This window comes from Streptomyces sp. NPDC036984 (assembly GCF_055607665.1).
This window is the reverse complement of sequence record NZ_JBVJRL010000001.1, coordinates 187,000-208,617: the sequence shown is the minus strand read 5'-3', so window position 1 is coordinate 208,617 and position 21,618 is coordinate 187,000. Positions and strand designations below refer to the sequence as shown.

Sequence of the window (21,618 nt, the reverse complement as noted above, 5' to 3'; positions counted from 1 at the left end):
CGGCGGTTCCTACGACCGTCCGGGGCCGGAGGGCGCCTCCGGCTCCTCCGGAGCCCGGTAGTGGTGGTAGGCGTGGTGCGGCACGAAGCCGAGCGCGCGGTAGAGCGCCCGGCCGCCCTCGTTGTCCGCCTCCACCTGGAGCCAGGCCGCCGAGGCGCCCTCGTCCAGCGCGCGCCGGGCCAGCGCGGCCATCACCTCGGTGGCCAGCCCCTGCCGCCGCCGGCCGGGATCCACCTCGACGGCGGCGAACCCGGCCCAGCGCCCGTCCACGACACACCGCCCGATCGCCGCCGGCGGCTCACCGCTCCCGGCGCCGGGCACGGACGCGAACCACACCGAGGGCCCTTCCCCGCTCTCGGCTCCGCCCGAGGGGGACGTGCCCCCGAGCACCCGCAGGGCCACCTCGCTCACTCCCTTGCGCTGGTACCGCGCGAGCCACGGCTCGTCAGCCGTCCGGGAGAGGGCCACACCCGCGCCCTCGGCCCGGTCCGCGACCGGCGCCAGGGCACCGGTCCACACTTCGGCGGTCACCTCCCGCGCCCAGCCGCGCCGCTCCAGCTCCGCGCACAGCAGCTCCTGCGTGCCCTCGGCGCCGGTCGCGGTCTGCACATAGGCGGGCAGGCCACGCTCGCCGTACCAGCGTCGTACCGCGTCCAGGGCCGCGTCGAGCGGACGGCCGGGATCGCCCAGCGGCAGTACGCTGTTGGCCCGCCTGGTGTAACCGTCGGCGGCCCGCAGCTCCCACTCGCCGAGCCACTCGCTCTCCACCGGCCGCCACGCGCGCGCGGCGATCCGCGCGAGCTCCGGATACGTGGCGGCGGGCCCCCTGCGGCGCGCCGGAGCGGCCGGTACGACCTTCCCCGCTACCAGGGCGGACTCCGGGATGTGGACGCTTTCACCGTCCCGCCGTGTGATCATGAGCACGCCGTTGTCCCATGATGTGAGAACACCGACCGTGTCGGTGAACTTCTCCGGGCCGGCACCGGGTTCGCCCAACCGCCGTACAGAGACACGTTTCCCCACGTCAGAAGGGGTGATTCGGACTACCAGGCGTCCTGTCGCCGAGATTTCCACTGGTCAGTTCACCCCTCCTGTTCGGATCATGCTCCGGAACGGAGATACTAGGGGCGGGCATCGACGACGCCGCGCTCCCGCGCGCCAGGCGGCGGAGCCTGAGGAGGCCCGCCAGCGCCCTATCGAGGAGGAACGACAGCGTGACCTACGTCATCGCGCAGCCTTGTGTAGACGTGAAGGACAAGGCGTGCATCGAGGAGTGCCCGGTCGACTGCATTTACGAGGGCTCCCGGTCCTTGTACATCCACCCGGACGAATGCGTCGACTGTGGTGCCTGTGAGCCGGTCTGCCCGGTCGAGGCGATCTTCTACGAGGACGACGTCCCGGAGGAGTGGAAGGACTACTACAAGGCGAACGTCGAGTTCTTCGACGAGCTGGGCTCGCCCGGTGGTGCCAGCAAGCTGGGGCTGATCGAGCGCGACCACCCCTTCGTCGCCGCGCTGCCGCCGCAGGGCGAGTAATCCCGTAAGCGGCCCGCAACACCGCGCCGCCTCGGTCCCGTACGGCCCGATCACCCCTGATCACCGCCGCACGGGACCGAGGCGTTTGCCGCACCAGACGAAAGTGAGCCACTGACCGTGTCCGCAGTCTCCGACCGCCTGCCGACCTTCCCCTGGGACAAGCTCGAGCCCTACAAGAAGACGGCGGCGGCGCACCCCGACGGCATCGTCGACCTCTCCGTCGGCACCCCCGTCGACCCGGTCCCCGAGCTGATCCAGAAGGCCCTGATCGACGCGGCCGACTCCCCGGGCTACCCGACGGTCTGGGGCACCCCCGCTCTGCGCGACGCGATCACCGGCTGGCTGGAGCGCCGCCTGGGCGCCCGCGGGGTCACCCACCGGCACGTCCTGCCGGTCGTCGGCTCCAAGGAACTGGTCGCCTGGCTGCCGACCCAGCTCGGCCTCGGCCCCGGCGACAAGGTCGCCTACCCGCGCCTGGCCTACCCCACCTACGAGGTCGGCGCCCGCCTCGCCCGCGCCGAGTACGAGGTCTACGACGACCCGCGTGAGCTGGACCCGTCGAACCTGAAGCTCCTCTGGCTGAACACCCCGTCCAACCCGACGGGCAAGGTGCTGTCCCGGCAGGAGCTGACGGACATCGTCGCCTGGGCCCGCGCCCACGACGTCCTGGTCTTCTCCGACGAGTGCTACCTGGAGCTGGGCTGGGAGGCCGACCCGGTCTCGGTCCTGCACCCGGACGTCAACGGCGGCTCCTACGACGGCATCGTCGCCGTCCACTCCCTCTCCAAGCGCTCGAACCTGGCGGGCTACCGCGCGGCCTTCATCGCCGGCGACCCGGCCGTCCTCGGCCCGCTGCTGGAGATCCGCAAGCACGGCGGCATGATGACCTCCGCGCCGACGCAGGCGGCGGTCGTGGCCGCCCTCGGCGACGACGCCCACGTCCACGAGCAGCGCGAGCGCTACGCCGCCCGCCGCGAGGCCCTGCGCACGGCCCTCCTCGCCCACGGCTTCCGCATCGAACACAGCGAGGCGAGCCTCTACCTGTGGGCCACCCGCGACGAGTCCTGCTGGACCACGCTCGCCCACCTGGCCGACCTGGGCATCCTGGTGGCCCCGGGCGACTTCTACGGCGAGGCGGGCGAGCGGTACGTCCGGGTGGCGTTCACGGCGACGGACGAACGCGTACGCGCAGCGGTGGCACGCCTGACGGCGTAGCCCGGACAGACCGACGGGGCCCAGGGAACTCCCCGGACCCCGTCGACCGTCACAGCAGGGCGCCTAGCCGAGCGGCAGGCCCTTGGTGGGCAGCGACGACGTGGGCAGCCCGCCCTTGCTGAGCGAGTCCGTCGGCAGCCCGCCCTTCGTCGCACCGGAGGCGGCGTCCCCGAGGACACCCCCCGCGGTCCCGGCCGCGTCCGCCGCGGCCTTCTGCGCCGCCGGGGCGGTCTTCTTCACGGCGCCGCCGCCGGTCTTGCCCGCGGCCGGCACCGCCTTCTCGACCGCGTTGCCCGCGAGCGAGGTGGCGCTCTGCGCGGCACCGTCGACGGTGTTGCCGACGGGCGTCACGTCCGGCGAGGTCAGACCGCTCAGGTTCGGGGTGGCCGCCGGCAGATTCGTGGCCGCACCGGCGGAGCCGGCCGCACCGACCCCGGCAGCCGCTCCCGCTGCGACAAGCAGCGCGGCACGGGCGATCCGGCGGGTCAGGGGGAGGGACATGATGCTCCATTCGACGGGAGAGAACGGTGTCTGCGTCCGAGCTCGTGTCCGGCTCGGACGCCGTGACTACCGCTCGAAGCCCGCGAAGGTTGCGGACGCCCAAGGTAAAGAATGGATAACGCATCGCATTATCAGGTGTGGATAAAAACGGGCAAAGAACGTCTGCCCGAAACCGTGCAGAATCCTTCCACCCCTTGAATTCCGGGGATTTCCGGCCCCCCACCGCACTCGGCCGGACGGCCCCGCGGCCCGGCGCCGCACAACCCGCCGGAGTGACCCGCCGTACTACTGTCCGGTCACGATCCGGACCGCGCCCAGGGACCGTTCCGCGCCGCCGGCCCCGTGCGAACCGGTCGTCTTCCAAGCGCTGCCGCTGCTCCCCGCGGTCCACTCCCGGCCCGCGAACGACACCCGCTGGATGTGCAGCGCCGAGGAGTTGGCGACCGCCCACTGCGCCACCTGCCAGCCCCGCTCCCGCTCGCCGCGCCCGGTCGCGTCCGTCCGTGTGCCCGCGGGCACCGGAACGGTCACCGTCCGCCCGCGCGCGGTCGCGGTCACGCTCGGCGACGGAGACGGGGACGGCACGGGCGTACCGCCCACCTGCGCACCGGTCTCCTGGAGCGCGTCCCGCCCGAAGTCCCGTACCAGCGCGTCCCGTACCGCGTCCGGACCGGTCGCCGAGGCCGTGCGCTCCGGGCGCCCGTCGCAGGTCAGGGTGGCCGCCGCCTGCCCGGTCAGGGCCGCGGCCAGCAGTGTGGCGTCCGGCTCGTGCTTGGCGTACGCCTCCGGGTAGCCGCTGCGCTGCACCCGCTGCGCGGCCACCGTCAGCGGCAGGTCGGTGTAGTCCGGCACCTTGGCCAGGTGCGCGTAGAAGATGCCCGCCGCGTAGGCCGGGTCCATGATCTGCCGCTCGGTGCCCCAGCCCTGTGAGGGCCGCTGCTGGAACAGACCCAGCGAGTCCCGGTCGCCGTGCTCGATGTTCCGCAGCCCCGACTCCTGGAGGGCGGTCGCCAGCGCGATCGTCACGGCCCGCTCGGGCATGCCGCGCCCGGTGCCGACGGCGGCGATCGTCGCCGCGTTCACCGCCTGCTCCGGCGTGAACTCGTACGACGCCCCGTCGCCGGAGGCCGAGACCACCTTGCAGCCGCGCGCTCCGCCGCCTCCGGTGATGTACTGCACCACGAGGTACGCGGCGACACCGCACAGGACCAACAGGGCCGCGGTGAAACGGAAGAGGCGACCGCGGCGCTTGGGACGGGTGGGGGACGGCTCTGACACGCGTACAAGGTACTGGAGCCCCGCAAGGCCCTCACGAGGGGTCCGCCCGGCACAGCGGACCGGCCCAGGGGCGGCGCGCTAGGGTCGGGGCCATGGCCGACACCTCGCTTGACCTCACCCTGGACGCCGCCGCGCTCACCGCGCAGCTTGTGGACTTCCGGTCCGAGAGCGGCACCGAGAAGCCGCTCGCGGACGCGATCGAGGCCGCCCTGCGGGCGTTGCCCCACCTGACGGTGGACCGCTACGGCAACAACGTGATCGCCCGTACGGACCTGGGCCGCGCCGAGCGCGTGATCCTGGCCGGCCACATCGACACCGTGCCGATCGCGGACAACGTGCCCTCGCGGCTCGACCCGGACGGCGTGCTCTGGGGCTGCGGCACCTGCGACATGAAGTCGGGCGTGGCGGTGCAGCTGCGCGTCGCGGCCACGGTGCCCGCCCCCAACCGCGACCTGACCTTCGTCTTCTACGACAACGAGGAGGTCGCCGCCGACCTCAACGGTCTCAAGCACGTCTCCGAGACCCACCCGGAGTGGCTGGCGGGCGACTTCGCGGTCCTGCTGGAGCCCACCGACGGTGAGGTCGAGGGCGGCTGCCAGGGAACGCTGCGGGTGCTGCTGAAGACGAAGGGCGAGCGGGCCCACTCGGCGCGCGGCTGGATGGGCTCCAACGCCATCCACGCGGCGGCGCCCGTCCTGGCCCGCCTGGCCGCCTACGAGCCGCGCCGGCCGCTCATCGACGGCCTGGAGTACCACGAGGGCCTGAACGCGGTGGCGATCAGCGGGGGAGTGGCCGGGAACGTCATCCCGGACGAGTGCGTGGTATCGGTCAACTTCCGGTACGCCCCCGACCGCACCGGGGAGGAGGCGCTCGCGCACGTCCACGAGGTGTTCGCGGACTGCGGTGTGGAGGAGTTCGTGGTGGACGACCACAGCGGCGCCGCGCTGCCCGGCCTCTCCCACCCGGCCGCCGCGGCCTTCATCGAGGCGGTGGGCGGCACCCCGCGACCGAAGTTCGGCTGGACTGACGTGTCCCGCTTCTCCGCGCTCGGCATCCCCGCGGTCAACTACGGCCCCGGCAACCCGCACTTGGCCCACAAGCGCGACGAGCGCGTGGAGACCGCGAAGATCCTCGCGGGCGAGGAGCGGCTGCGGAACTGGCTCACGGCGTAGGGGGCCCTCGCGGCGCGCCTCCATGGGCTCTGCGGGGTCTTACGGGGCTCTGCGGGGGCCCTGCGAGGGCTCCTGTGGGGCCCGGTGGGCCCTTGCGGGTCCCCGCGGGCACGCACGCGGACATGCGCACTTCCCCCCTTCGTAACCCGGGTGGATCTAGGCTGAGATCGAACTACCGGCAAGCGGAGGGAGCGCACATGGCTACCGGCAACCCCGAGGGGAAGAAGCAGCCGCCGGACGAGCAGCGGCTCGGACCGGTCCTCCGACGGCGAGGACAGGTCACGGCCAGCACGACCGACCAGCGGCTGCTGGACGCGGGCGGCCCCTCGGACTGGGTCCACACGGACCCCTGGCGCGTGCTCCGCATCCAGTCGGAGTTCATCGAGGGTTTCGGCACGCTCGCCGAACTCCCGCCCGCGATCAGCGTGTTCGGCTCGGCGCGGACGACGGTGGACTCGCCCGAGTACGACGCGGGGGTGCGGCTCGGCCGCGGGCTGGTGGAGGCCGGCTGGGCCGTGATCACCGGCGGCGGCCCCGGCGCGATGGAGGCGGCCAACAAGGGCGCGTGCGAGGCCGGCGGTATCTCGGTCGGCCTCGGTATCGAGCTTCCCTTCGAGCAGGGGCTGAATCCGTACGTCGATATCGGACTGAATTTCCGGTACTTCTTTGTGCGGAAAATGATGTTCGTCAAATATGCCCAGGGTTTCGTCGTTCTGCCCGGCGGCCTCGGCACCCTCGACGAACTCTTCGAGGCCCTGACCCTGGTCCAGACGCAGAAGGTCACCCGCTTCCCGATCGTGCTGTTCGGCAGCGAGTACTGGGGCGGTCTGGTGGCCTGGCTGAAGAACACGCTGGTCGCCCAGGGCAAGGCGGCGGAGAAGGACCTCCTGCTGTTCCACCTGACCGACGACGTGGAGGAGGCGGTGGCCCTGGTCTCGAAGGAGGCGGGCCGCTAGGGGGCTTCGTTTGGATCAGCCCGGGTCCGCGACGCCCGGCACGGCACCTCGCCGCGTTGTCGGACCACCCGAGTACGCCCAGTACGCGGGTGATCCTCCGCCTTGCGATGCACCGCACCATGCGCCGCGGCCTGATCCGACCTGATCCAAACGAAACCCCCTAGGCCCTGTCGGCTCCGCCCCGGACCCCGGGCCCATGCCCACCCTTTTCCTTCGCCTGTCAGCCGACCGAGGCGGTCGGGCGGATGGGCGAGCGGGGTCCAGGGGGCGGAGCCCCCGGTCGCTCAGGCCAGACCCCGGCGGGCCACCGCGGGGACCCGGTGCCCGGCGATCGACGCCACCATGTCCAGTACCTGACGGGTCTCGGCCACCTCGTGCACCCGGTACACCTGCGCCCCGAGCCACGCGGACACGGCCGTCGTCGCCAACGTACCGATCAGCCGCTCCTTCACCGGCCGGTCCAGGCTCTCGCCCACGAAGTCCTTGTTGGACAGCGACACCAGCACCGGCCACCCCGTGGCCACCATCTCGTCCAGCCGCCGCGTCGCCTCCAGGCTGTGCCGCGTGTTCTTCCCGAAGTCGTGCCCGGGGTCGATCAGGACCGACTCCCGCGGCACCCCCAGCGCCACCGCCCGCTCGGCCAGCCCCACGGTCACCTCGAGGATGTCGGCCATGACGTCGCCGTAGGCGATCCGGTGCGGTCGCGTCCGCGGCTGCACGCCACCCGCGTGCGTGCACACCAGCCCCACGCCGTACCGGCCGGCGACCTCCGCGAGCCCCGGGTCGACCCCGCCCCACGCGTCGTTCAGCAGATCGGCGCCCGCCTCGCATACGGCCTCGCCGACCTCGGCCCGCCAGGTGTCCACGCTGATGATCACATCGGGGAACCGGCGCCGTACCTCCGCGACGAAACCGACCGTCCGGCGCGCCTCCTCCTCCGCCGTGACCTCCTCGCCCGGCCCGGCCTTCACCCCGCCGACGTCGATGATCGCGGCGCCCTCGGCCACCGCCTGCTCCACCCGGGCGAGCGCAGGCTCGTCGCGGAACGTGGCTCCTTGGTCGTAGAAGGAATCCGGCGTCCGGTTCACGATCGCCATGATCACCGGCTCGTGCGGTCCGAATTCCCGCTTGCCCAGCCTGAGCATCCGCTGTGACCTCTCCTCGAACATCCCGCAGTACAGCCGCCTGTGACCCTAACTGTCAGACTCGCATGGCACGATCGGAGCCTGACAGATTCAGCTTCCGGCACAGCGTCCGGTACGAGCGTGGGGACCTCTGGCGATGGTGATGTTCTTGTTCCTGGTCGTCGCGCTGGCCGTCGTGGTCGCCGCGGTGACCCTGGCCGTGGTGGGCGGCGGAGCGAGCGGCCCGCTCCCCGAGGTGGTGCCGGAGCAGCTGCGGGACCCGCTGCCCGCGGACCGCCCGGTGGGCCGCGAGGACGTGGAGAGCCTGCGCTTCCCGGTCGCCCCGCGCGGCTATCGCATGGCCGACGTCGACGACGCGCTCGGCCGGCTCGCCGCCGAACTGGCCGAACGGGACGCCCGCATCGCCGACCTGGAGTCCGCCCTGGCCGGCGCCAGAGCCGCCGCCGCGCACGCGCCGCCGGCCAAGGGCGAGGGCCGGGAGGAGCAGCGATGACCACCGGAGCAGCCCTCGCCGGTCCGGACGGCGCCCTGCGCTGCCCCTGGGCCCTGTCCACCGACGACTACGTGTCGTACCACGACGCGGAGTGGGGCCGCCCGGTCCACGGCGACGACGCCCTCTTCGAGCGGATCAGCCTGGAGGCCTTCCAGTCGGGCCTGTCCTGGATCACGATCCTGCGCCGCCGCCCCGGTTTCCGCGCGGCCTTCGCCGGCTTCCGCATCGAGAAGGTCGCCACGTTCACCGACGACGACCGCGACCGCCTGCTGGCCGACCCGGGCATCATCCGCAACCGGGCCAAGATCGACGCCACGCTCGCCAACGCGCGCATACTCGCCGACTGGGCCGAGGGCGACCTGGACTCCCTGATCTGGTCCCACGCCCCCGACCCGGCCGGCCGCCCGGCCCCGCAGACCCTGGCCGACGTCCCGGCGGTCACTCCGGAGTCCACGGCCCTTTCCAAGGCGCTGAAGAAGCGGGGGCTCAGGTTTGTGGGCCCGACGACCGCGTACGCGCTGATGCAGGCGTGCGGCCTGGTGAACGACCACTTGGAAGTGTGCGTGGCCCGTAGCGCCGCGTGAGGGGCGCGGGGCCGTAGCGATCTGTGGCTCCGCCGCCTGGGCGCGAGCAACCACTGCGAACCCGCATCCCCGCCCGTGGAGCGTCACCGCCCCAAGTACTTGGGCTTCTCCTTGTTCACGAACGCCTGAACGGCGATGGCGTGATCCTCCGACTGCCCCGCCCGAGTCTGGAGCTCGTCCTCCTTCTCCAGCGTCTCCTCGAGCGAGTGCGTCAGCCCGTACGCCACCGCCTCCTTGATCGCCGCGTACGCCACCGTCGGCCCCTCGGCCAGCGCCCGGGCCACCTTCTCGGCCTCCGCGCGCAGCTCGGCGGAGGGCACGAGCCGGTTGGCGATGCCCAGCTCCAGCGCGTCCTGGGCGCTGATGTTGCGCGGGAAAAGCAGCAGGTCGGCGGCGCGGCTCGGGCCGATCACCCGGGGCAGGGTCCAGGAGATGCCGGAGTCGGCGGTCAGGGCCACGCCCGCGAACGAGGTGTTGAAGGACGCGGTGTCGGCCACCACGCGGTAGTCCGCGGCGAGCGCGAAGCCGAACCCGGCCCCGGCGGCGACGCCGTTCACCGCCGCGACCACCGGCTTCGACGCACCGGCGAGCGCCCGCATGACGGGGTTGTAGTGCTCCTTGACCGTGCTCATCGTCTGCCCCGACCCGCTCTCCCGGTCGCTGGCCAGCAGCCCGATGTGCTCCTTGAGGTCCTGGCCCACGCAGAACGCCCGGTCCCCGGCGGCGGTCAGCAGGATCGCCCGTACGGCCGAGTCGCCTGCCGCCGATTCCGCCGCCTCCCGGAGGGCGACCTTGGTCGCGATGTTCAGCGCGTTCATCGCCTCGGGGCGGTTCAGCGTGATCGTCGCGAGTCCATCGCTCACCTCGTAGAGCACGGTGTCGGCCATGGCGTATCCCCTCCGGTGTCGCGGCTGGTGACGTACCGCTCAGTACGCCCCTGTCTGAGGACAGCATGGCGGAGATCGCCGGCAAAGGGCCGGAGCGCACATGTGACCTGCGTCAAAGAAAAGCAGGGTCGGGCCGGCCGGTGGATTTCCGTGCGGTGGCGCAGTATCGCAGCCACATCGCCGAATTGGGTGGTTTTGCTCGCGCGCGTTGCCCAAGCGATGCCGACCGATGTTGGTCATCGGGTCCTGCGATGCGGGATAATGGCTTGGAAGCAATGTGTTCGATGCCGGTGTCGCGTGTCCGTTCCGGATGGCGGTTGCCCTCTTGGGGCCGTCGGCAGACGATGAGCTGGTTTCAGGAAGGGGAACGAGCATGGCGGCCATGAAGCCGCGGACGGGTGATGGCCCGCTCGAGGTGACCAAGGAGGGGCGGGGCATCGTCATGCGCGTTCCGCTCGAAGGCGGCGGTCGACTCGTCGTCGAGCTGACCCCTGACGAGGCCGAGGCGCTTGGCGACGCCCTCAAGAAGGTCGTCGTCTGAGTCCCAGCGATCCTGTCCTTGCGACTGCCCCGGCATCGTACGCGGTGCCGGGGCAGCCGCGTTCCCGGGGACCGTCGCGGCCGGGGTCACCGCTTGACGGCGCAGAGCAGTCCGTCGCCCACCGGCAGCAGCGACGACACCAGCTCCTGGCTCTCCCGCACGGTGCGCAGCAGCTCGCGCAGCCGCAGCACCTCGGTCGGCTGCGGCCCCGAGTCGACCGTCCGGCCGCCTGCGAAGACGCCCTCGAAGACGACCAGACCCCCCGTCCGCAGCAGGCGCAACGATTCAGCGAGGTAGTCCGGGTACTCCAGCCGGTCCCCGTCGCAGAAGACGAGGTCGTAGCCGGCGTCCGCGAGACGCGGCAGCACGTCCAGGGCGTGGCCGGGGATGAAACGGGCCCGGTTGCTGGCGAAGCCGCAGACGCGGAAGGCCTGCCGGGCGAACTGCTGGTGGTCCGGCTCCGGGTCCACCGTGGTGAGCACCCCGTCCGGCCGCATCCCGTGCAGCAGATGGATCCCGGACACCCCGCAGCCCGTGCCGATCTCCGCGACCGCCTTCGCGTCCACGGAGGCGGCGAGCAGTCGCAGCGCGGCGCCCGTGCTGGGCGACACCGAGCGCAGCCCTGCCTCGCGGGCCCGGTCGCGGGCCCACCGCAGCGCTTCGTCCTCGGCGACAAAGGCGTCGGCGAACGCCCAGCTCGTCTGCCGGTTGCCGGTAATGACCCTCTCCCGTCCCCTGGTTGCCTGGGCGTGACTGTATCCGTTGGCGGCGGGAACCCGCAGATGGGACCAGGCGTTTATAGGGATGAGCCGGTGGCCCGGGAGGCGACGGGGGGCAAGAGGTGGATCAGGACGCCGAGCAACTGCTGACGCAGCCGTATGAGCTGTATCAGCCTGCATCAAATTCTCGTAAAACCGCTTATCCGGAGCTAACGGGCGAGGTGGCTATGGTAGGGGCTCCACTGGACACCACCAGAGCCGACAGGGGAGGTGCGGCTGCGCCCGGGGATCGGGGTGGAGTGCTGCGGCGCTTCCTCGGGTCGGCGGGCAGGCCGAAATCCGTGACCGACACCGCTGCTGACAGCCACGCCGCCGGTTTCGCCGCAGGCGAGACCCAGACCGCGACCTTCGCCACCGACGCGGACGGGCAGGCGTGGACTCCGCCCACGTGGGACGAGATCGTCAGCATGCACAGCGGCCGGGTCTACCGACTCGCGTACCGCCTGACGGGCAACCAGCACGACGCCGAGGACCTCACCCAGGAGGTCTTCGTCCGCGTCTTCCGCTCCCTGTCTACGTACTCGCCGGGCACCTTCGAGGGCTGGCTGCACCGCATCACCACCAACCTCTTCCTGGACATGGTCCGGCGCAAGCAGCGCATCCGCTTCGACGCCCTCGGCGACGACGCGGCCGACCGCCTGGCCAGCCGCGAGCCCACCCCGCAGCAGCTCTTCAACGACGCCCACTTCGACGCCGACGTCCAGCAGGCCCTCGACACCCTGGCGCCCGAGTTCCGCGCCGCCGTCGTCCTGTGCGACATCGAAGGACTGTCGTACGAGGAGATCGCCGCCACCCTCGGCGTGAAGCTCGGCACGGTCCGCTCCCGTATCCACCGCGGCCGGTCCCAGCTCCGCAAGGCGCTCGCCCACCGCTCCCCGGAAGCCCGTGCCGCCGAGCGGCGCTCCTTCCTGGCCCGTGTCCCCGCTCTGGGGGGAGGGGGCGCGACCGCGTGAGTGGATCACGACTGAAACCTGTCGAGGAGCCCCATCTCGCAGAGCAGCACCTGGGAGACCGGCTCTCCGCTCTGGTGGACGGAGAGCTCGGTCATGACACGCGTGAGCGGGTCCTCGCGCACCTGGCCACCTGCGCCCGGTGCAAGGCGGAGGCGGACGCCCAGCGCGCGCTGAAGAACGTGTTCGCGGAGGCGGCCCCGCCCCCGCCCTCGGCGAGCTTTCTGGCCCGCCTCCAGGGCCTCCCCGCGGGAGGTGACCTGGACGGCGGCGGCACGCCGTCACCCGGGGGCCACCTCCTCGGAGGCGACCCCGCATCCGGACCCTCCGGACCCTCCGGACCCTCCGGACCCTCCGGATCCTCCGGCGTCTTCGGCGTGAGGCGCGCCGACCGCTTCGCGTTCGGGTACGTCCCCGCCCGCCCGCACGGCTATGTCCCCGCCCGGGCGGACCGCACCGCCGGGCCCGCGGACCGTGGCTTCCGCATCCATCCCGTCGGCCGCCCCGACGACGGCCGCTCCGCCTCGCGCGGGCTGCGCTTCGCGGTCGCCGCCGCCGGTGCGGTGTCGCTGGCCGCGGTCGCCCTCGGCGGCATGACCACCGCCGTCCCCGGCCTGACCGCGGACGCCCGCGGCGGCTCCGGCACGGGCAGCAATGCGACCCCGGCGCGCTCGGCGGGCACCACCGGCGCAGGGGGCACGATCACACCGGACAGCCAGCGCCGCCGCCCGGTGGGACCGCTGCTCGCCCAGGGCGGTGCGCTGATCGGGCCGGTCCCGGCGGCGCCGACCGCGCTGTCCGCCCCGCTGCTGCCCGGAGTGCCGGCCTCCGCCGGGCAGCCACAGACCGACGCCGTACGCGGCCTGACCGCGCCGGTGCTGGCCGGTGCGGCCGCCGTCTCCCCACTGATACGCCCGCTCGACGAGATCACGGCGCTCCCGCTCTCCGACTGGTCCACGTCCCTCGGAGCCACCGGTTCCGACCTGCTGTCCGCCCCCGTCCCCGACACCACCCCCGCACCCCACCCGTCGCCCTGACCGGCGACTGCACCACGGCGAACCTGGTTGAATCCTGTGAGGGCCGTGCCCGGTGGCGATGACCCGGGCGCGTAGACGAAGTTCCGTGGCCGCGACAGCGCGTGGTCGCGGCCGGGCCGTGGGGAGAACATGAACGAGGGGAACCGTGTCCCGCCGGTGGCAGGACCGGAGGGAGCGGCGGGGGTGACACCGGCCGACCGGATCGAGGATGTCGTGGGGGCGGAGACGGGCACCGAGGAGGTCCCGGCCGGCCGTGCACCGGAGCCCGTGGACCGGGCCCCGTCCGCTGCCGACGGCGACTTCGAGCTGGCCAGGCCGGCAGCGGCCGGCGCCGGGGCGGGCGAAAGTGTGGCAGCCGGGGAAACCGCCTGGACGGTGCCCGCCGAGCGGCCCAAGCCGCTGCACGACCCCGATCCGTACAGCACCCCGCCGTACGGCGAACCCGGCCCCTGGGCTCCGGCACCGCCGGTACAGCACCCGGCGGCGACTCCGGCCCACGGGACGGCGACACCCGCACCCGCGGCTCCCACGCCGGCAGCCGCGCCGCCCGTACCGGCACCGGCGGCTCACGGCCCGGCACCCATGTCTCCCGTGCCGGCTCCCGTGCCCTCTGTACCGGCACCGGCGGCTCACGGTCCGGCACCCATGTCTTCCGCGCCGACCCCCGCGCCGCCCGTACCGGCACCGGCGCCCTCTGTCCCGGCCCCTGCGGCCATGCCGGCACCCGCGGCCCACGTGCCTGCGCCCGCGCAGCCCACCCCTCCCGGCTCGGCGGTGCCCACGGCTCCCGTCTCTCCCGAGGCCGCCGACGCCTCCGTACCCCCTCCCGCCGACCCCTGGGGGCGGTACGACCCCTGGGGCGCTGGATCGGCCAAGGAGCAGGCCCTGGCCCAGGGGCCGCTGCAGCAGACCGGGGCAGCGGTGCTGACGGACGAGCAGCGCAAGCGGCGGGCGAAGCGCTTCATCCTCGTATGGACCCTGGTCGTCGCCTTCGTCTCGGCGGGCATCGGCGGAGCCGTCGGCGCCTACGTCGAGCGCGAGGGCCTGGGCGACGACCTCCGGCTGCCGCAGGCCGGGAGCGTGCCGGCCGGCCGGGCGCCGGACAGCGTGGCCGGGATCGCCGCCCGCGCCCTGCCCAGCGTGGTCACGCTGCACGTGCGCGGGGCCGACGAGGCGGGCACCGGCACCGGCTTCGTGCTCGACGCCCAGGGGCACATCCTCACCAACAACCACGTCGTGGAGCCCGCCGGGTCGGACGGCGAGATATCCGTGACGTTCAGCAGCGGCGACACCGTCAAGGCCAAGGTCGTCGGCCGGGACAGCGGCTACGACCTCGCCGTCGTCCAGGTGCGCGGCGTGCACGGACTCACCCCGCTGCCGCTCGGCAACTCCGACGACGTCAAGGTCGGCGACCCGGTCGTCGCCATCGGCGCCCCCTTCGACCTCGCCAACACGGTCACCTCCGGCATCATCAGCGCCAAGGAGCGGCCCATCACGGCCGGCGGGGAGAAGAGCGACGGAAGCGACGTCAGCTACGTCGACGCGCTCCAGACCGACGCCCCGATCAACCCGGGCAACTCCGGCGGCCCGCTGCTCGACTCCCGCGCCCAGGTCATCGGCATCAACTCCGCGATCCGCTCCGCCGGCAGCGGCTCGGATTCCGAGGGCGGCCAGGCCGGCTCCATCGGCCTCGGGTTCGCCATACCGGTCAACCAGGCCAAGCGCGTCGCCGAGGAACTGATCAACACCGGCCACGCCACCCATCCTGTGATCGGCGTCACTCTCGACATGGGCTACACCGGTGACGGCGCCCGGATCGACAGCAAGAGCGCGGGCGGCGGTCCCGCCGTCACCCGGGGCGGCCCCGGCGAGCGGGCCGGCCTCAAGGCGGGCGACGTCATCACCGAGGTCGGCGGCGAGCGCGTCCACACAGGTGAGGAGCTGATCGTCAAGATCCGTGCCCACCGCCCCGGTGACCGGCTGCGGCTGACGGTCGAACGCGAGGGCATCGAGCGGGAGGTGTCACTCGTGCTGGGAGCGTCGGAGCAGAACTGACAGAAGTCTCACCTCGGGACGGTACCGGTCGGACAGGAACGCCGGGTACCGTTGAGTGACCGAGGGCATCGCAAGGAGCGTCAGGTGTTCAATGACATAGGGCCACTGGAGCTGGTGACCATCATCGTGCTCGCCGTGCTCGTCTTCGGTCCGGACAAGCTCCCGAAGGTCATCCAGGACGTGATGCGCACGATCCGGAAGATCCGCGAGTTCTCGGAGAGCGCCAAGCACGACATCCGCAGCGAACTCGGTCCGGAGTTCAAGGACTTCGAGTTCGAGGACCTCAACCCCAAGACGTTCCTCCGCAAGCAGCTGGACAACGACGAACTGGGGCTGAAGGAGATCCGCAACGGCTTCGACCTGAAGAAGGAGATGGCCGAGGTCACGGACGCGGTGCACGGTCGCGACGGCGGGACGTCCTCCCCGGCGTCCTCCGGCGGCCGCGTCGACATGACCAAGAAGCCCGAGGCGCCCGGCGACGCCGAGCGCCCGCCCTTCGACGCGGACGCCACGTAAGCGGAGCCGCTCCCTGCCGACACGCGCACGCGGGTGTACGCCGCGCACGTGACGCGTTTCATAGCGCCCGCCCGTCGCGCACGGCCTGAACAGGCCGTTCGCGCGACCCACGCATCCAGCGCCTGCCCTGCTGCTCTCAGCAGTGTGGATATGCTGCCGAGTTGTTGTGCGGACCGGACGCGTACGCCCGAAGGGGGGCGGGCCACCCCGGTCCGACGAGAGCGAGGAGGCGTCCGGGCAGATGGAGACGACGAGTCGGGTGGGCGCGCAGGCGCCGGCCGCGGAGGGCGGACAGCAGCTCCCCTCCGCCCGGCGTACGGTCGACGGTTACCTGCGGGCGCCCTTCCCCTGGTACGGGCTCGACGAGGCGTTCACGGGGCCGCGCTGGCTGATGCAGGTCGGCACGGCGGCCGACGGCGCCGTCGAGCACGGTTCGATCGGGCACGGTGACGAGCCCTCGGTGCGGGGCGAGTCCGGCTCCGCCGGTGAGCCGCGGGAGAAGTTCGCGGTCGTGGTGACCGTCGCCGCGCAGCCGTCCCGGCGGAGCGCCGACGGCACGGGGCTGCTGGAGGCGACATCGGTGTCCTCGGCGGCATGGCTGGCCGGCGTGGGGCTGCTGTCCTTCACCTGGCCCGGGCAGATGGACCACAGCCTGCGGGACGACTGGCTGGACCAGCAGACCGAGACCGCCTGGGCGCTGGCCGACGATCTCGACGGCCCCGAATGGTCCAGACTCTCCCTCCCGGTGGACGGCGTCGCCGCCTCGTTCCACTACCGGGAGTCCGAGTACGGCTGGGTGCTGGCCGGTACGACGGAGGCGGGAGTGCACCTCGGCGCCTACGGGCGGGGGATGAGCGCGTACGGGCTCGGATTCGCCGCGATCAAGGACATCGCCGCGTACGCCTAGGCGGCGGGTCAGGGGGACCGCCGCGGCCGGGCGGCGGTCCGGATCGGGCCGGTCAACGGGTGGCCAACTCGTGCCGGATCGCCACGGCCGCCGCGAGCTGCGCCAGCAGCCAGGTGACGTGCCCGGTGAGGCCCCGTAGCCGGTAGATGGACACCAGCAGAGCGAGACGGCTGGGCGAGTACTGCCGTTCTTCGCGAAACGTGGATGTGTCCGACCAGATGCTGGTGGCCGTCAGGATCGTGGCCATGAGCAGGGAGTAGAGAAGCAGGCTCACGAAGTCCGCGCCGGTGAACCGGTAGAGCAGCAGCGCCAGAGAGGCGGGCAGGGCGAAGGCGAAGGCCAGGCACCACGCCCGAACGGCGCTGCGGTGGCCGGGAGCAGGCGCCACAGCGCGCCCAGGGTGAAACCGGCAGCGGCCCACGCCGTCTGATAGGCGGCGAACTTCGCGACGAGCTCCGGAATCGCGGTGGGCTCGTGTCTGAGCTGCAGCATGGTCCACGGATCCTGCAAGTGCAGATAGAGCAGGCCCACGCCGGCCGGGATTCCGAAGTAGAAGGCCAGACGCGCGGTGTGCGGAGCACGTGCACGTCGAGAAGGCGGATCGGACGCGGCACCTCAAGGCATCGCAACGGCGGTTCGTGCCGCATGCCGACCGGGAGCCGGGCGCTGAGCCCGGGGGAGCCTCCTGTCAGGAGATCCTGCTGTGCACCACGCTCGACCTCTGCCCGGGGCACGCGGACGCACGCGACGACCGTTGAGTACGGCGAAGGGGCGCCGTCGACGAACGACGGCACCCCTTCGCCGTACCAGCTGAGAGAAGCCGGCTCAGAACTTGTTCTTCGGCGTGATGCCCAGCGACAGGCCCGACAGGCCACGCTGGCGGCCGCCCAGTTTGCCGGCGATCGCGCGCAGGGCCGAGCCCGCCGGGGAGTCCGGGTCGGTGAGGACCACCGGCTTGCCCTCGTCGCCGCCCTCGCGCAGGCGGACGTCGATCGGGATGTTGCCGAGGACCGGGACCGTCGTACCCGTCGTACGGGTCAGGCCGTCGGCGACCAGCTGGCCGCCGCCCGTGCCGAAGACGTCGACCATCTCGCCGCAGTGCGGGCAGGGCAGGCCGGACATGTTCTCGACCACGCCGACGATCTTCTGGTGGGTCTGCACGGCGATGGAGCCCGCCCGCTCGGCCACCTCGGCCGCCGCCTGCTGCGGGGTCGTCACGACCAGGATCTCGGCGTTGGGGACCAGCTGGGCCACGGAGATCGCGATGTCACCGGTGCCGGGCGGGAGGTCCAGGAGCAGGACGTCCAGGTCGCCCCAGTAGACGTCGGCGAGGAACTGCTGGAGAGCGCGGTGCAGCATCGGGCCGCGCCAGACGACGGGGGCGTTGCCCGGGGTGAACATGCCGATGGAGATGACCTTCACGCCGTTCGCGGACGGCGGCATGATCATGTTCTCGACCTGGGTGGGACGGCCGTCGGCGCCCAGCATGCGCGGCACGCTGTGGCCGTAGATGTCGGCGTCCACGACACCGACCTTCAGGCCGTCGGCAGCCATCGCCGCCGCCAGGTTCACCGTCACCGAGGACTTGCCGACACCGCCCTTGCCGGAGGCGACCGCGTAGACCCGGGTGAGGTTGCCCGGCTTGGCGAAGGGCACCTCGCGCTCGGCCTGGCCGCCGCGCAGGGCCGCCGCCAGCTCCTTGCGCTGCTCGTCGCTCATCACGTCCAGCGTGACGTCGACGCGGGTGACGCCGTCGACCCGGGAGACCGCCTCGGTGACGCGCTGCGTGATGGTGTCGCGCATCGGGCAGCCGGACACCGTCAGATACACGGTGACCGCGACCGCTCCGTCCGCACCGATCTCCACCGACTTGACCATCCCCAGTTCGGTGATGGGGCGGTTGATCTCGGGGTCGTTCACCGTCGCCAGTGCCTCGCGCACCGCGTCTTCCGTAGCCATAAGGACGATGGTACGGCGCGCCGAGGGGCATCCGGGATGCCCCTCAGCGGTCGTCTGTGTCACGTCCCTGCGGGCGTTCTGCCCGTTCCGCCGGGAATACGACCTGGCCGGGGTGACCGTCGTGCCTGCGCAGCTCCTCCAGCTCCTTCACCAGATCCTGCAGCTCCGAGCGGATCCAGTCGCGGGTGGCGACCTCGCCGAGGCCCATGCGCAGTGCGGCGATCTCCCGGGTCAGGTACTCCGTGTCGGCGATGGACCGCTCGTTCTGCTTGCGGTCCTGCTCCAGGTTGACCCGGTCGCGGTCGTCCTGCCTGTTCTGGGCGAGCAGGATCAGCGGAGCCGCGTAGGAGGCCTGGAGGGACAGCATCAGGGTCAGGAAGATGAACGGGTACTGGTCGAAGCGCATCCCCACCGGTGCGGCCACGTTCCAGACCACCCACAGGATGATGACGACCGTCATCCAGACGATGAAGCGCCCGGTGCCCAGGAACCGGGCGATCTTCTCCGACAGCCGGCCGAAGGCCTCCGGGTCCCACTCGGGCAGGAAACGGCGGCGCGGCGGGCGCGGCTGGTCCAGCCGGGGGGCCCGGGGCCGGGTGGCGGCCGTGGCGCCCGCCGGATGGCGGTCGCGGGTCGCGGTCTCGCGCTCAGGAGCCATGCGTGGGCGCCTCCTCTCCTTCGTCCAGGTGGAACTCCGTCTCCCGCCAGTCCTCGGGCAGCATGTGGTCCAGTACGTCGTCCACGGTCACCGCGCCGAGCAGCGACCCGGACTCGTCCACCACGGGCGCCGCCACCATGTCGTACGTGGCGAAGAACCCGGCGATGATCGGCAGGGCGGCGTCCGGCGCCAGGGGCTGGAGATCGTCGTCCACCAGCGAGCTGACCAGGGTGTACGGAGGGTCGCGCAGCAGCCGCTGGAAGTGGACGGTGCCCAGGTACTTGCCGGTCGGGGTCTCGTCGGGCGGACGGCAGACGTAGACCTGGGCGGCGAGGGCGGGGGAGAGGTCCGGGTTGCGGACCCGGGCGAGCGCGTCGGCGACGGTGGCGTCCGGCCGCAGCACGATCGGCTCGGTCGTCATCAGACCGCCGGCCGTGTGCTCCTCGTACGACATCAGGCGGCGCATCTCGGCCGCGTCGGCGGGCTGCATCAGGCTCAGCAGCCGCTCCTTGTCCTCCTCGGGCAGCTCGGAGAGCAGGTCGGCCGCGTCGTCCGGGTCCATCGCCTCCAGCACGTCCGCCGCGCGCTCCTCCTTCAGCTTGCCGAGGATCTCGATCTGGTCGTCCTCCGGCAGCTCCTCCAGGACGTCGGCGAGCCGGTCGTCGTCCAGGGCGGCGGCGACCTCGGCCCGCCGTTTGGGGGAGAGGTGGTGCAGGACGTTGGCGAGGTCGGCGGGGCGCAGCTGCTCGAAGGTGGCGAGCAGGCTCTCGGCGCCCTGCCCGTGCTCTTCCAGGGAGAACCCGGTGACGGCCGACCACTCGGCGGTCAGCGTCTCGCCCTTCGCCCGCCGGAAGGCGCCCCCCTTCTTCCCCTTGCGGACGAAGACGCGGTCGACCTCCCAGTCCCGGCGGGCGGGCAGCTGCAGCAGGGAGACGTCGAGGACGGTGACCTCCTCGCCGGTCTCCACCAACGTGACCCGCCGGTCCAGCAGCTCGCCGAAGACCAGCCGTTCCGTGGGCCGCTGCTCGAAGCGGCGGACGTTCAGCACGCCGGTGGTGATGACCTGGCCCGACTCGATGCCGGTCACCCGGGTCATGGGCAGGAAGATACGGCGACGGGTGGAGAGCTCGACCACCAGGCCGAGCACGCGCGGCGGGCGCCGCCCGACGCGCAGCATGACGACCAGATCGCGCACGCGGCCCACCTGGTCGCCGGTCGGATCGAAGACGGGGACCCCGGCCAGGTGCGAGACGAAGATCCGGGGGGCACCGGCTGCCATGGCTGTGCTTCCTTTGCGTGGGGATCGTGTGAGTTGCTCGGACATACCCGCGCAGGTGCGCTTCAGGCTAGCCGGTCCTGATCGGATACGCCCTGGTGAGCGGTCCGGACGGACTGGCTCCGCCGGGCGGCCCGGGCACCGGTACGCTGCGGTACGCCGCTCAGGACTCGTCAGAAAGGCAGCTGCACCTGTGACTGCGATTGCCCAGGGCCGAACCCGCCGGGCCACGCGGATGACTGCGCTGTGCGCACTGGCCGTGACCGGGCTGGCGGCGCTGACGGGGTGCGGCGGCGACGATCCGGACGCGGGCACCAACGGCGTGGGCAAGCTGCCCGCCGAGAAGATCCAGGCGAAGACGCGGGCCGCGGCGGAGGCGGCGTCCGCCGTGCGGCTGTCCGGGACCGTGGTCACCAGCGGCCGTACGTACACGCTGGACATGCGGCTGAAGACCGACGGCGGGACCGGGTCCGTGACCTCGCAGGGGGCGACCTTCAAGCTGCTGCGGGTCGGGCAGCAGCTGTATCTCAAGGCCGACGCGGACTTCTGGAAGCACACCGACGGCAACGACGGCGCCACGGGCAAGCTGGACGGCAAGTACGTGAAGGTGCCGCAGGGGGACCCGGCGTACAAGAAGTTCAGCGGCTTCACGGACAAGGACGTCCTCCTCGACGGTCTGCTGACGTTGCACGGCACGCTGGCCACGGACGGCCATCACACCGACGGGTCGGGTACCCGCACGATCCGCATCACCGGCGACAACGGCTCCGGCGGCACCCTGGACGTGTCCCTCCAGGGCACGCCCTACCCCCTCCGGCTGGTACGCGCCGGCCAGGCGGGGACCCTCCGCTTCTCCGACTGGGGCAAGAACTTCACCGTCGAGGAACCGGCCAAGTCGGAAACGGTGGACTACGGCAAGCAACTGCCGACCTCATGAGCGACCGGCCGGGCCGAGCGAGGCCCGGCACCGCCGATCAACGCCGTCGTGGCTGATCACCGTCGCGGCGGGGAAAGAAACCGCGGTTCCGGGGCGGGTGGAGCGAGCACAGCGTTCCTGGAGCAGGCGGAGGACGCACAGCCGACCTGAGCCAGCCGCCGCCACCCACTTCCCGCCGCAACGGCGCTCAGCCCCCGCGGCGCAGTCCGGCGGTGCCGAACCCTGCTCAGCCCGAGC

22 protein-coding genes and 1 pseudogene are annotated in these 21,618 nt (G+C 72.3%); 13 read left to right on the top strand and 10 right to left on the bottom strand.

The genetic code is table 11. The annotated features are described in order from the left end of the window. Positions 1–9 precede the first annotated feature (9 nt). Positions 10–1,074: a GNAT family N-acetyltransferase gene (locus ACZ7DL_RS00960; RefSeq protein WP_470770365.1), complete on the bottom strand. Its 1,065-nt coding sequence runs from the start codon at positions 1,072–1,074 to the stop codon at positions 10–12. Between the two features lie 140 nt (positions 1,075–1,214). On the opposite strand from ACZ7DL_RS00960, the gene fdxA reads away from it, so the two are divergent. Both fdxA and ACZ7DL_RS00950 read left to right on the top strand, forming a co-directional pair. After that, positions 1,215–1,535: a ferredoxin gene (gene fdxA / locus ACZ7DL_RS00955; protein WP_023546973.1), complete on the top strand. Its 321-nt coding sequence runs from the start codon at positions 1,215–1,217 to the stop codon at positions 1,533–1,535. A 117-nt stretch (positions 1,536–1,652) separates the two neighbouring features. Next, positions 1,653–2,750: a bifunctional succinyldiaminopimelate transaminase/glutamate-prephenate aminotransferase gene (locus ACZ7DL_RS00950; protein ID WP_470770363.1), complete on the top strand. Its 1,098-nt coding sequence runs from the start codon at positions 1,653–1,655 to the stop codon at positions 2,748–2,750. Between the two features lie 63 nt (positions 2,751–2,813). Here ACZ7DL_RS00950 and ACZ7DL_RS00945 read toward each other — a convergent pair whose 3' ends face one another. Together ACZ7DL_RS00945 and ACZ7DL_RS00940 are read right to left on the bottom strand one after the other, a co-directional pair. Beyond that, positions 2,814–3,251, bottom strand: a complete 438-nt coding sequence (locus ACZ7DL_RS00945; protein ID WP_470770361.1) for an ATP-binding protein — start codon at positions 3,249–3,251, stop codon at positions 2,814–2,816. Between the two features lie 285 nt (positions 3,252–3,536). Beyond that, positions 3,537–4,529, bottom strand: coding sequence for a VldE C-terminal domain-containing protein (locus tag ACZ7DL_RS00940; RefSeq protein ID WP_470770359.1), 993 nt, complete (start codon positions 4,527–4,529; stop codon positions 3,537–3,539). Positions 4,530–4,621: 92 nt separating this feature from the next. On the opposite strand from ACZ7DL_RS00940, the gene dapE reads away from it, so the two are divergent. Beyond that, a complete protein-coding gene (gene dapE, locus ACZ7DL_RS00935; protein WP_470770358.1) occupies positions 4,622–5,701 on the top strand; it encodes a succinyl-diaminopimelate desuccinylase in 1,080 nt (359 codons plus the stop codon). A gap of 197 nt (positions 5,702–5,898) precedes the next feature. Then, positions 5,899–6,657 carry an LOG family protein gene (locus ACZ7DL_RS00930; RefSeq protein WP_470770357.1) on the top strand — a complete coding sequence of 253 codons (759 nt, stop codon included), beginning with the start codon at positions 5,899–5,901 and terminating at the stop codon, positions 6,655–6,657. Positions 6,658–6,941: 284 nt separating this feature from the next. Here the strand turns inward: ACZ7DL_RS00930 and folP are convergent, their stop codons facing one another. Then, positions 6,942–7,802: a dihydropteroate synthase gene (gene folP, locus ACZ7DL_RS00925; RefSeq protein ID WP_470770355.1), complete on the bottom strand. Its 861-nt coding sequence runs from the start codon at positions 7,800–7,802 to the stop codon at positions 6,942–6,944. A 136-nt stretch (positions 7,803–7,938) separates the two neighbouring features. Between folP and ACZ7DL_RS00920 the strand changes: the two genes are divergently transcribed. Both ACZ7DL_RS00920 and ACZ7DL_RS00915 read left to right on the top strand, forming a co-directional pair. Then, positions 7,939–8,295, top strand: coding sequence for a DivIVA domain-containing protein (locus tag ACZ7DL_RS00920; protein ID WP_470770353.1), 357 nt, complete (start codon positions 7,939–7,941; stop codon positions 8,293–8,295). Beyond that, positions 8,292–8,879 carry a DNA-3-methyladenine glycosylase I gene (locus ACZ7DL_RS00915; protein ID WP_470770351.1) on the top strand — a complete coding sequence of 196 codons (588 nt, stop codon included), beginning with the start codon at positions 8,292–8,294 and terminating at the stop codon, positions 8,877–8,879. Before ACZ7DL_RS00920 ends, ACZ7DL_RS00915 begins: the two co-directional genes overlap by 4 nt. A gap of 83 nt (positions 8,880–8,962) precedes the next feature. Here the strand turns inward: ACZ7DL_RS00915 and chcB are convergent, their stop codons facing one another. Beyond that, entirely contained in the window at positions 8,963–9,766 is an 804-nt protein-coding gene (gene chcB / locus ACZ7DL_RS00910; protein WP_470770350.1) for a 2-cyclohexenylcarbonyl CoA isomerase, read from the bottom strand. Positions 9,767–10,139: 373 nt separating this feature from the next. Here chcB and ACZ7DL_RS00905 point away from each other — a divergent pair, with 373 nt between their 5' ends. Beyond that, on the top strand, positions 10,140–10,307 hold the full coding sequence (locus tag ACZ7DL_RS00905) for a DUF3117 domain-containing protein (protein WP_018544333.1): 168 nt from the start codon (positions 10,140–10,142) through the stop codon (positions 10,305–10,307). Between the two features lie 86 nt (positions 10,308–10,393). Here the strand turns inward: ACZ7DL_RS00905 and ACZ7DL_RS00900 are convergent, their stop codons facing one another. Further along, positions 10,394–11,089 (bottom strand): O-methyltransferase, encoded by a 696-nt coding sequence (locus tag ACZ7DL_RS00900; RefSeq protein ID WP_470771170.1) that lies wholly within the window; start codon positions 11,087–11,089, stop codon positions 10,394–10,396. A gap of 236 nt (positions 11,090–11,325) precedes the next feature. Between ACZ7DL_RS00900 and sigE the strand changes: the two genes are divergently transcribed. From sigE to ACZ7DL_RS00875, 5 genes are all read left to right on the top strand, one after another. Then, a complete protein-coding gene (gene sigE, locus ACZ7DL_RS00895) occupies positions 11,326–12,039 on the top strand; it encodes an RNA polymerase sigma factor SigE (protein ID WP_470770348.1) in 714 nt (237 codons plus the stop codon). After that, the gene (locus ACZ7DL_RS00890; protein WP_470770346.1) at positions 12,036–13,073 is read left to right on the top strand and encodes a zf-HC2 domain-containing protein; all 1,038 of its coding nucleotides are present in this window, start codon (positions 12,036–12,038) and stop codon (positions 13,071–13,073) included. Before sigE ends, ACZ7DL_RS00890 begins: the two co-directional genes overlap by 4 nt. Positions 13,074–13,202: 129 nt before the next feature. Further along, entirely contained in the window at positions 13,203–15,128 is a 1,926-nt protein-coding gene (locus tag ACZ7DL_RS00885) for a S1C family serine protease (protein WP_470770345.1), read from the top strand. Between the two features lie 84 nt (positions 15,129–15,212). Further along, on the top strand, positions 15,213–15,644 hold the full coding sequence (locus ACZ7DL_RS00880) for a sec-independent translocase (protein WP_470770344.1): 432 nt from the start codon (positions 15,213–15,215) through the stop codon (positions 15,642–15,644). A 241-nt stretch (positions 15,645–15,885) separates the two neighbouring features. Continuing rightward, positions 15,886–16,551 carry a hypothetical protein gene (locus ACZ7DL_RS00875; RefSeq protein ID WP_470770342.1) on the top strand — a complete coding sequence of 222 codons (666 nt, stop codon included), beginning with the start codon at positions 15,886–15,888 and terminating at the stop codon, positions 16,549–16,551. A gap of 52 nt (positions 16,552–16,603) precedes the next feature. Here ACZ7DL_RS00875 and ACZ7DL_RS00870 read toward each other — a convergent pair. The 4 genes and pseudogenes from ACZ7DL_RS00870 to ACZ7DL_RS00855 form a co-directional block, all read right to left on the bottom strand. Then, positions 16,604–17,082 (bottom strand): annotated as a pseudogene (locus tag ACZ7DL_RS00870) (DUF6185 family protein). 294 nt (positions 17,083–17,376) lie between these two features. Further along, on the bottom strand, positions 17,377–18,510 hold the full coding sequence (locus tag ACZ7DL_RS00865) for an Mrp/NBP35 family ATP-binding protein (protein ID WP_470770341.1): 1,134 nt from the start codon (positions 18,508–18,510) through the stop codon (positions 17,377–17,379). Positions 18,511–18,553: 43 nt separating this feature from the next. After that, the gene (locus ACZ7DL_RS00860) at positions 18,554–19,168 is read right to left on the bottom strand and encodes a DUF1003 domain-containing protein (RefSeq protein ID WP_470770340.1); all 615 of its coding nucleotides are present in this window, start codon (positions 19,166–19,168) and stop codon (positions 18,554–18,556) included. Next, positions 19,158–20,447, bottom strand: a complete 1,290-nt coding sequence (locus ACZ7DL_RS00855; protein WP_470770338.1) for a magnesium transporter MgtE N-terminal domain-containing protein — start codon at positions 20,445–20,447, stop codon at positions 19,158–19,160. The genes ACZ7DL_RS00860 and ACZ7DL_RS00855 overlap by 11 nt, the downstream gene beginning before the upstream one ends. Positions 20,448–20,637: 190 nt before the next feature. Here ACZ7DL_RS00855 and ACZ7DL_RS00850 point away from each other — a divergent pair, with 190 nt between their 5' ends. Further along, a complete protein-coding gene (locus ACZ7DL_RS00850; RefSeq protein WP_470770336.1) occupies positions 20,638–21,381 on the top strand; it encodes a hypothetical protein in 744 nt (247 codons plus the stop codon). The last annotated feature ends 237 nt before the right edge of the window (positions 21,382–21,618 follow it).

What these genes read in the sequence shown, in the direction of transcription:
- ACZ7DL_RS00945 (WP_470770361.1), bottom strand. Translation starts at nt 3,251, where the DNA reads ATGTCCCTCCCCCTGACCCGCCGGATCGCCCGTGCCGCGCTGCTTGTC.
- dapE (WP_470770358.1), top strand. Translation starts at nt 4,622, where the DNA reads ATGGCCGACACCTCGCTTGACCTCACCCTGGACGCCGCCGCGCTCACC.
- ACZ7DL_RS00930 (WP_470770357.1), top strand. Translation starts at nt 5,899, where the DNA reads ATGGCTACCGGCAACCCCGAGGGGAAGAAGCAGCCGCCGGACGAGCAG.
- folP (WP_470770355.1), bottom strand. Translation starts at nt 7,802, where the DNA reads ATGCTCAGGCTGGGCAAGCGGGAATTCGGACCGCACGAGCCGGTGATC.
- ACZ7DL_RS00920 (WP_470770353.1), top strand. Translation starts at nt 7,939, where the DNA reads ATGGTGATGTTCTTGTTCCTGGTCGTCGCGCTGGCCGTCGTGGTCGCC.
- ACZ7DL_RS00915 (WP_470770351.1), top strand. Translation starts at nt 8,292, where the DNA reads ATGACCACCGGAGCAGCCCTCGCCGGTCCGGACGGCGCCCTGCGCTGC.
- chcB (WP_470770350.1), bottom strand. Translation starts at nt 9,766, where the DNA reads ATGGCCGACACCGTGCTCTACGAGGTGAGCGATGGACTCGCGACGATC.
- ACZ7DL_RS00905 (WP_018544333.1), top strand. Translation starts at nt 10,140, where the DNA reads ATGGCGGCCATGAAGCCGCGGACGGGTGATGGCCCGCTCGAGGTGACC.
- ACZ7DL_RS00885 (WP_470770345.1), top strand. Translation starts at nt 13,203, where the DNA reads ATGAACGAGGGGAACCGTGTCCCGCCGGTGGCAGGACCGGAGGGAGCG.
- ACZ7DL_RS00875 (WP_470770342.1), top strand. Translation starts at nt 15,886, where the DNA reads ATGGAGACGACGAGTCGGGTGGGCGCGCAGGCGCCGGCCGCGGAGGGC.
- ACZ7DL_RS00865 (WP_470770341.1), bottom strand. Translation starts at nt 18,510, where the DNA reads ATGGCTACGGAAGACGCGGTGCGCGAGGCACTGGCGACGGTGAACGAC.
- ACZ7DL_RS00860 (WP_470770340.1), bottom strand. Translation starts at nt 19,168, where the DNA reads ATGGCTCCTGAGCGCGAGACCGCGACCCGCGACCGCCATCCGGCGGGC.
- ACZ7DL_RS00855 (WP_470770338.1), bottom strand. Translation starts at nt 20,447, where the DNA reads ATGGCAGCCGGTGCCCCCCGGATCTTCGTCTCGCACCTGGCCGGGGTC.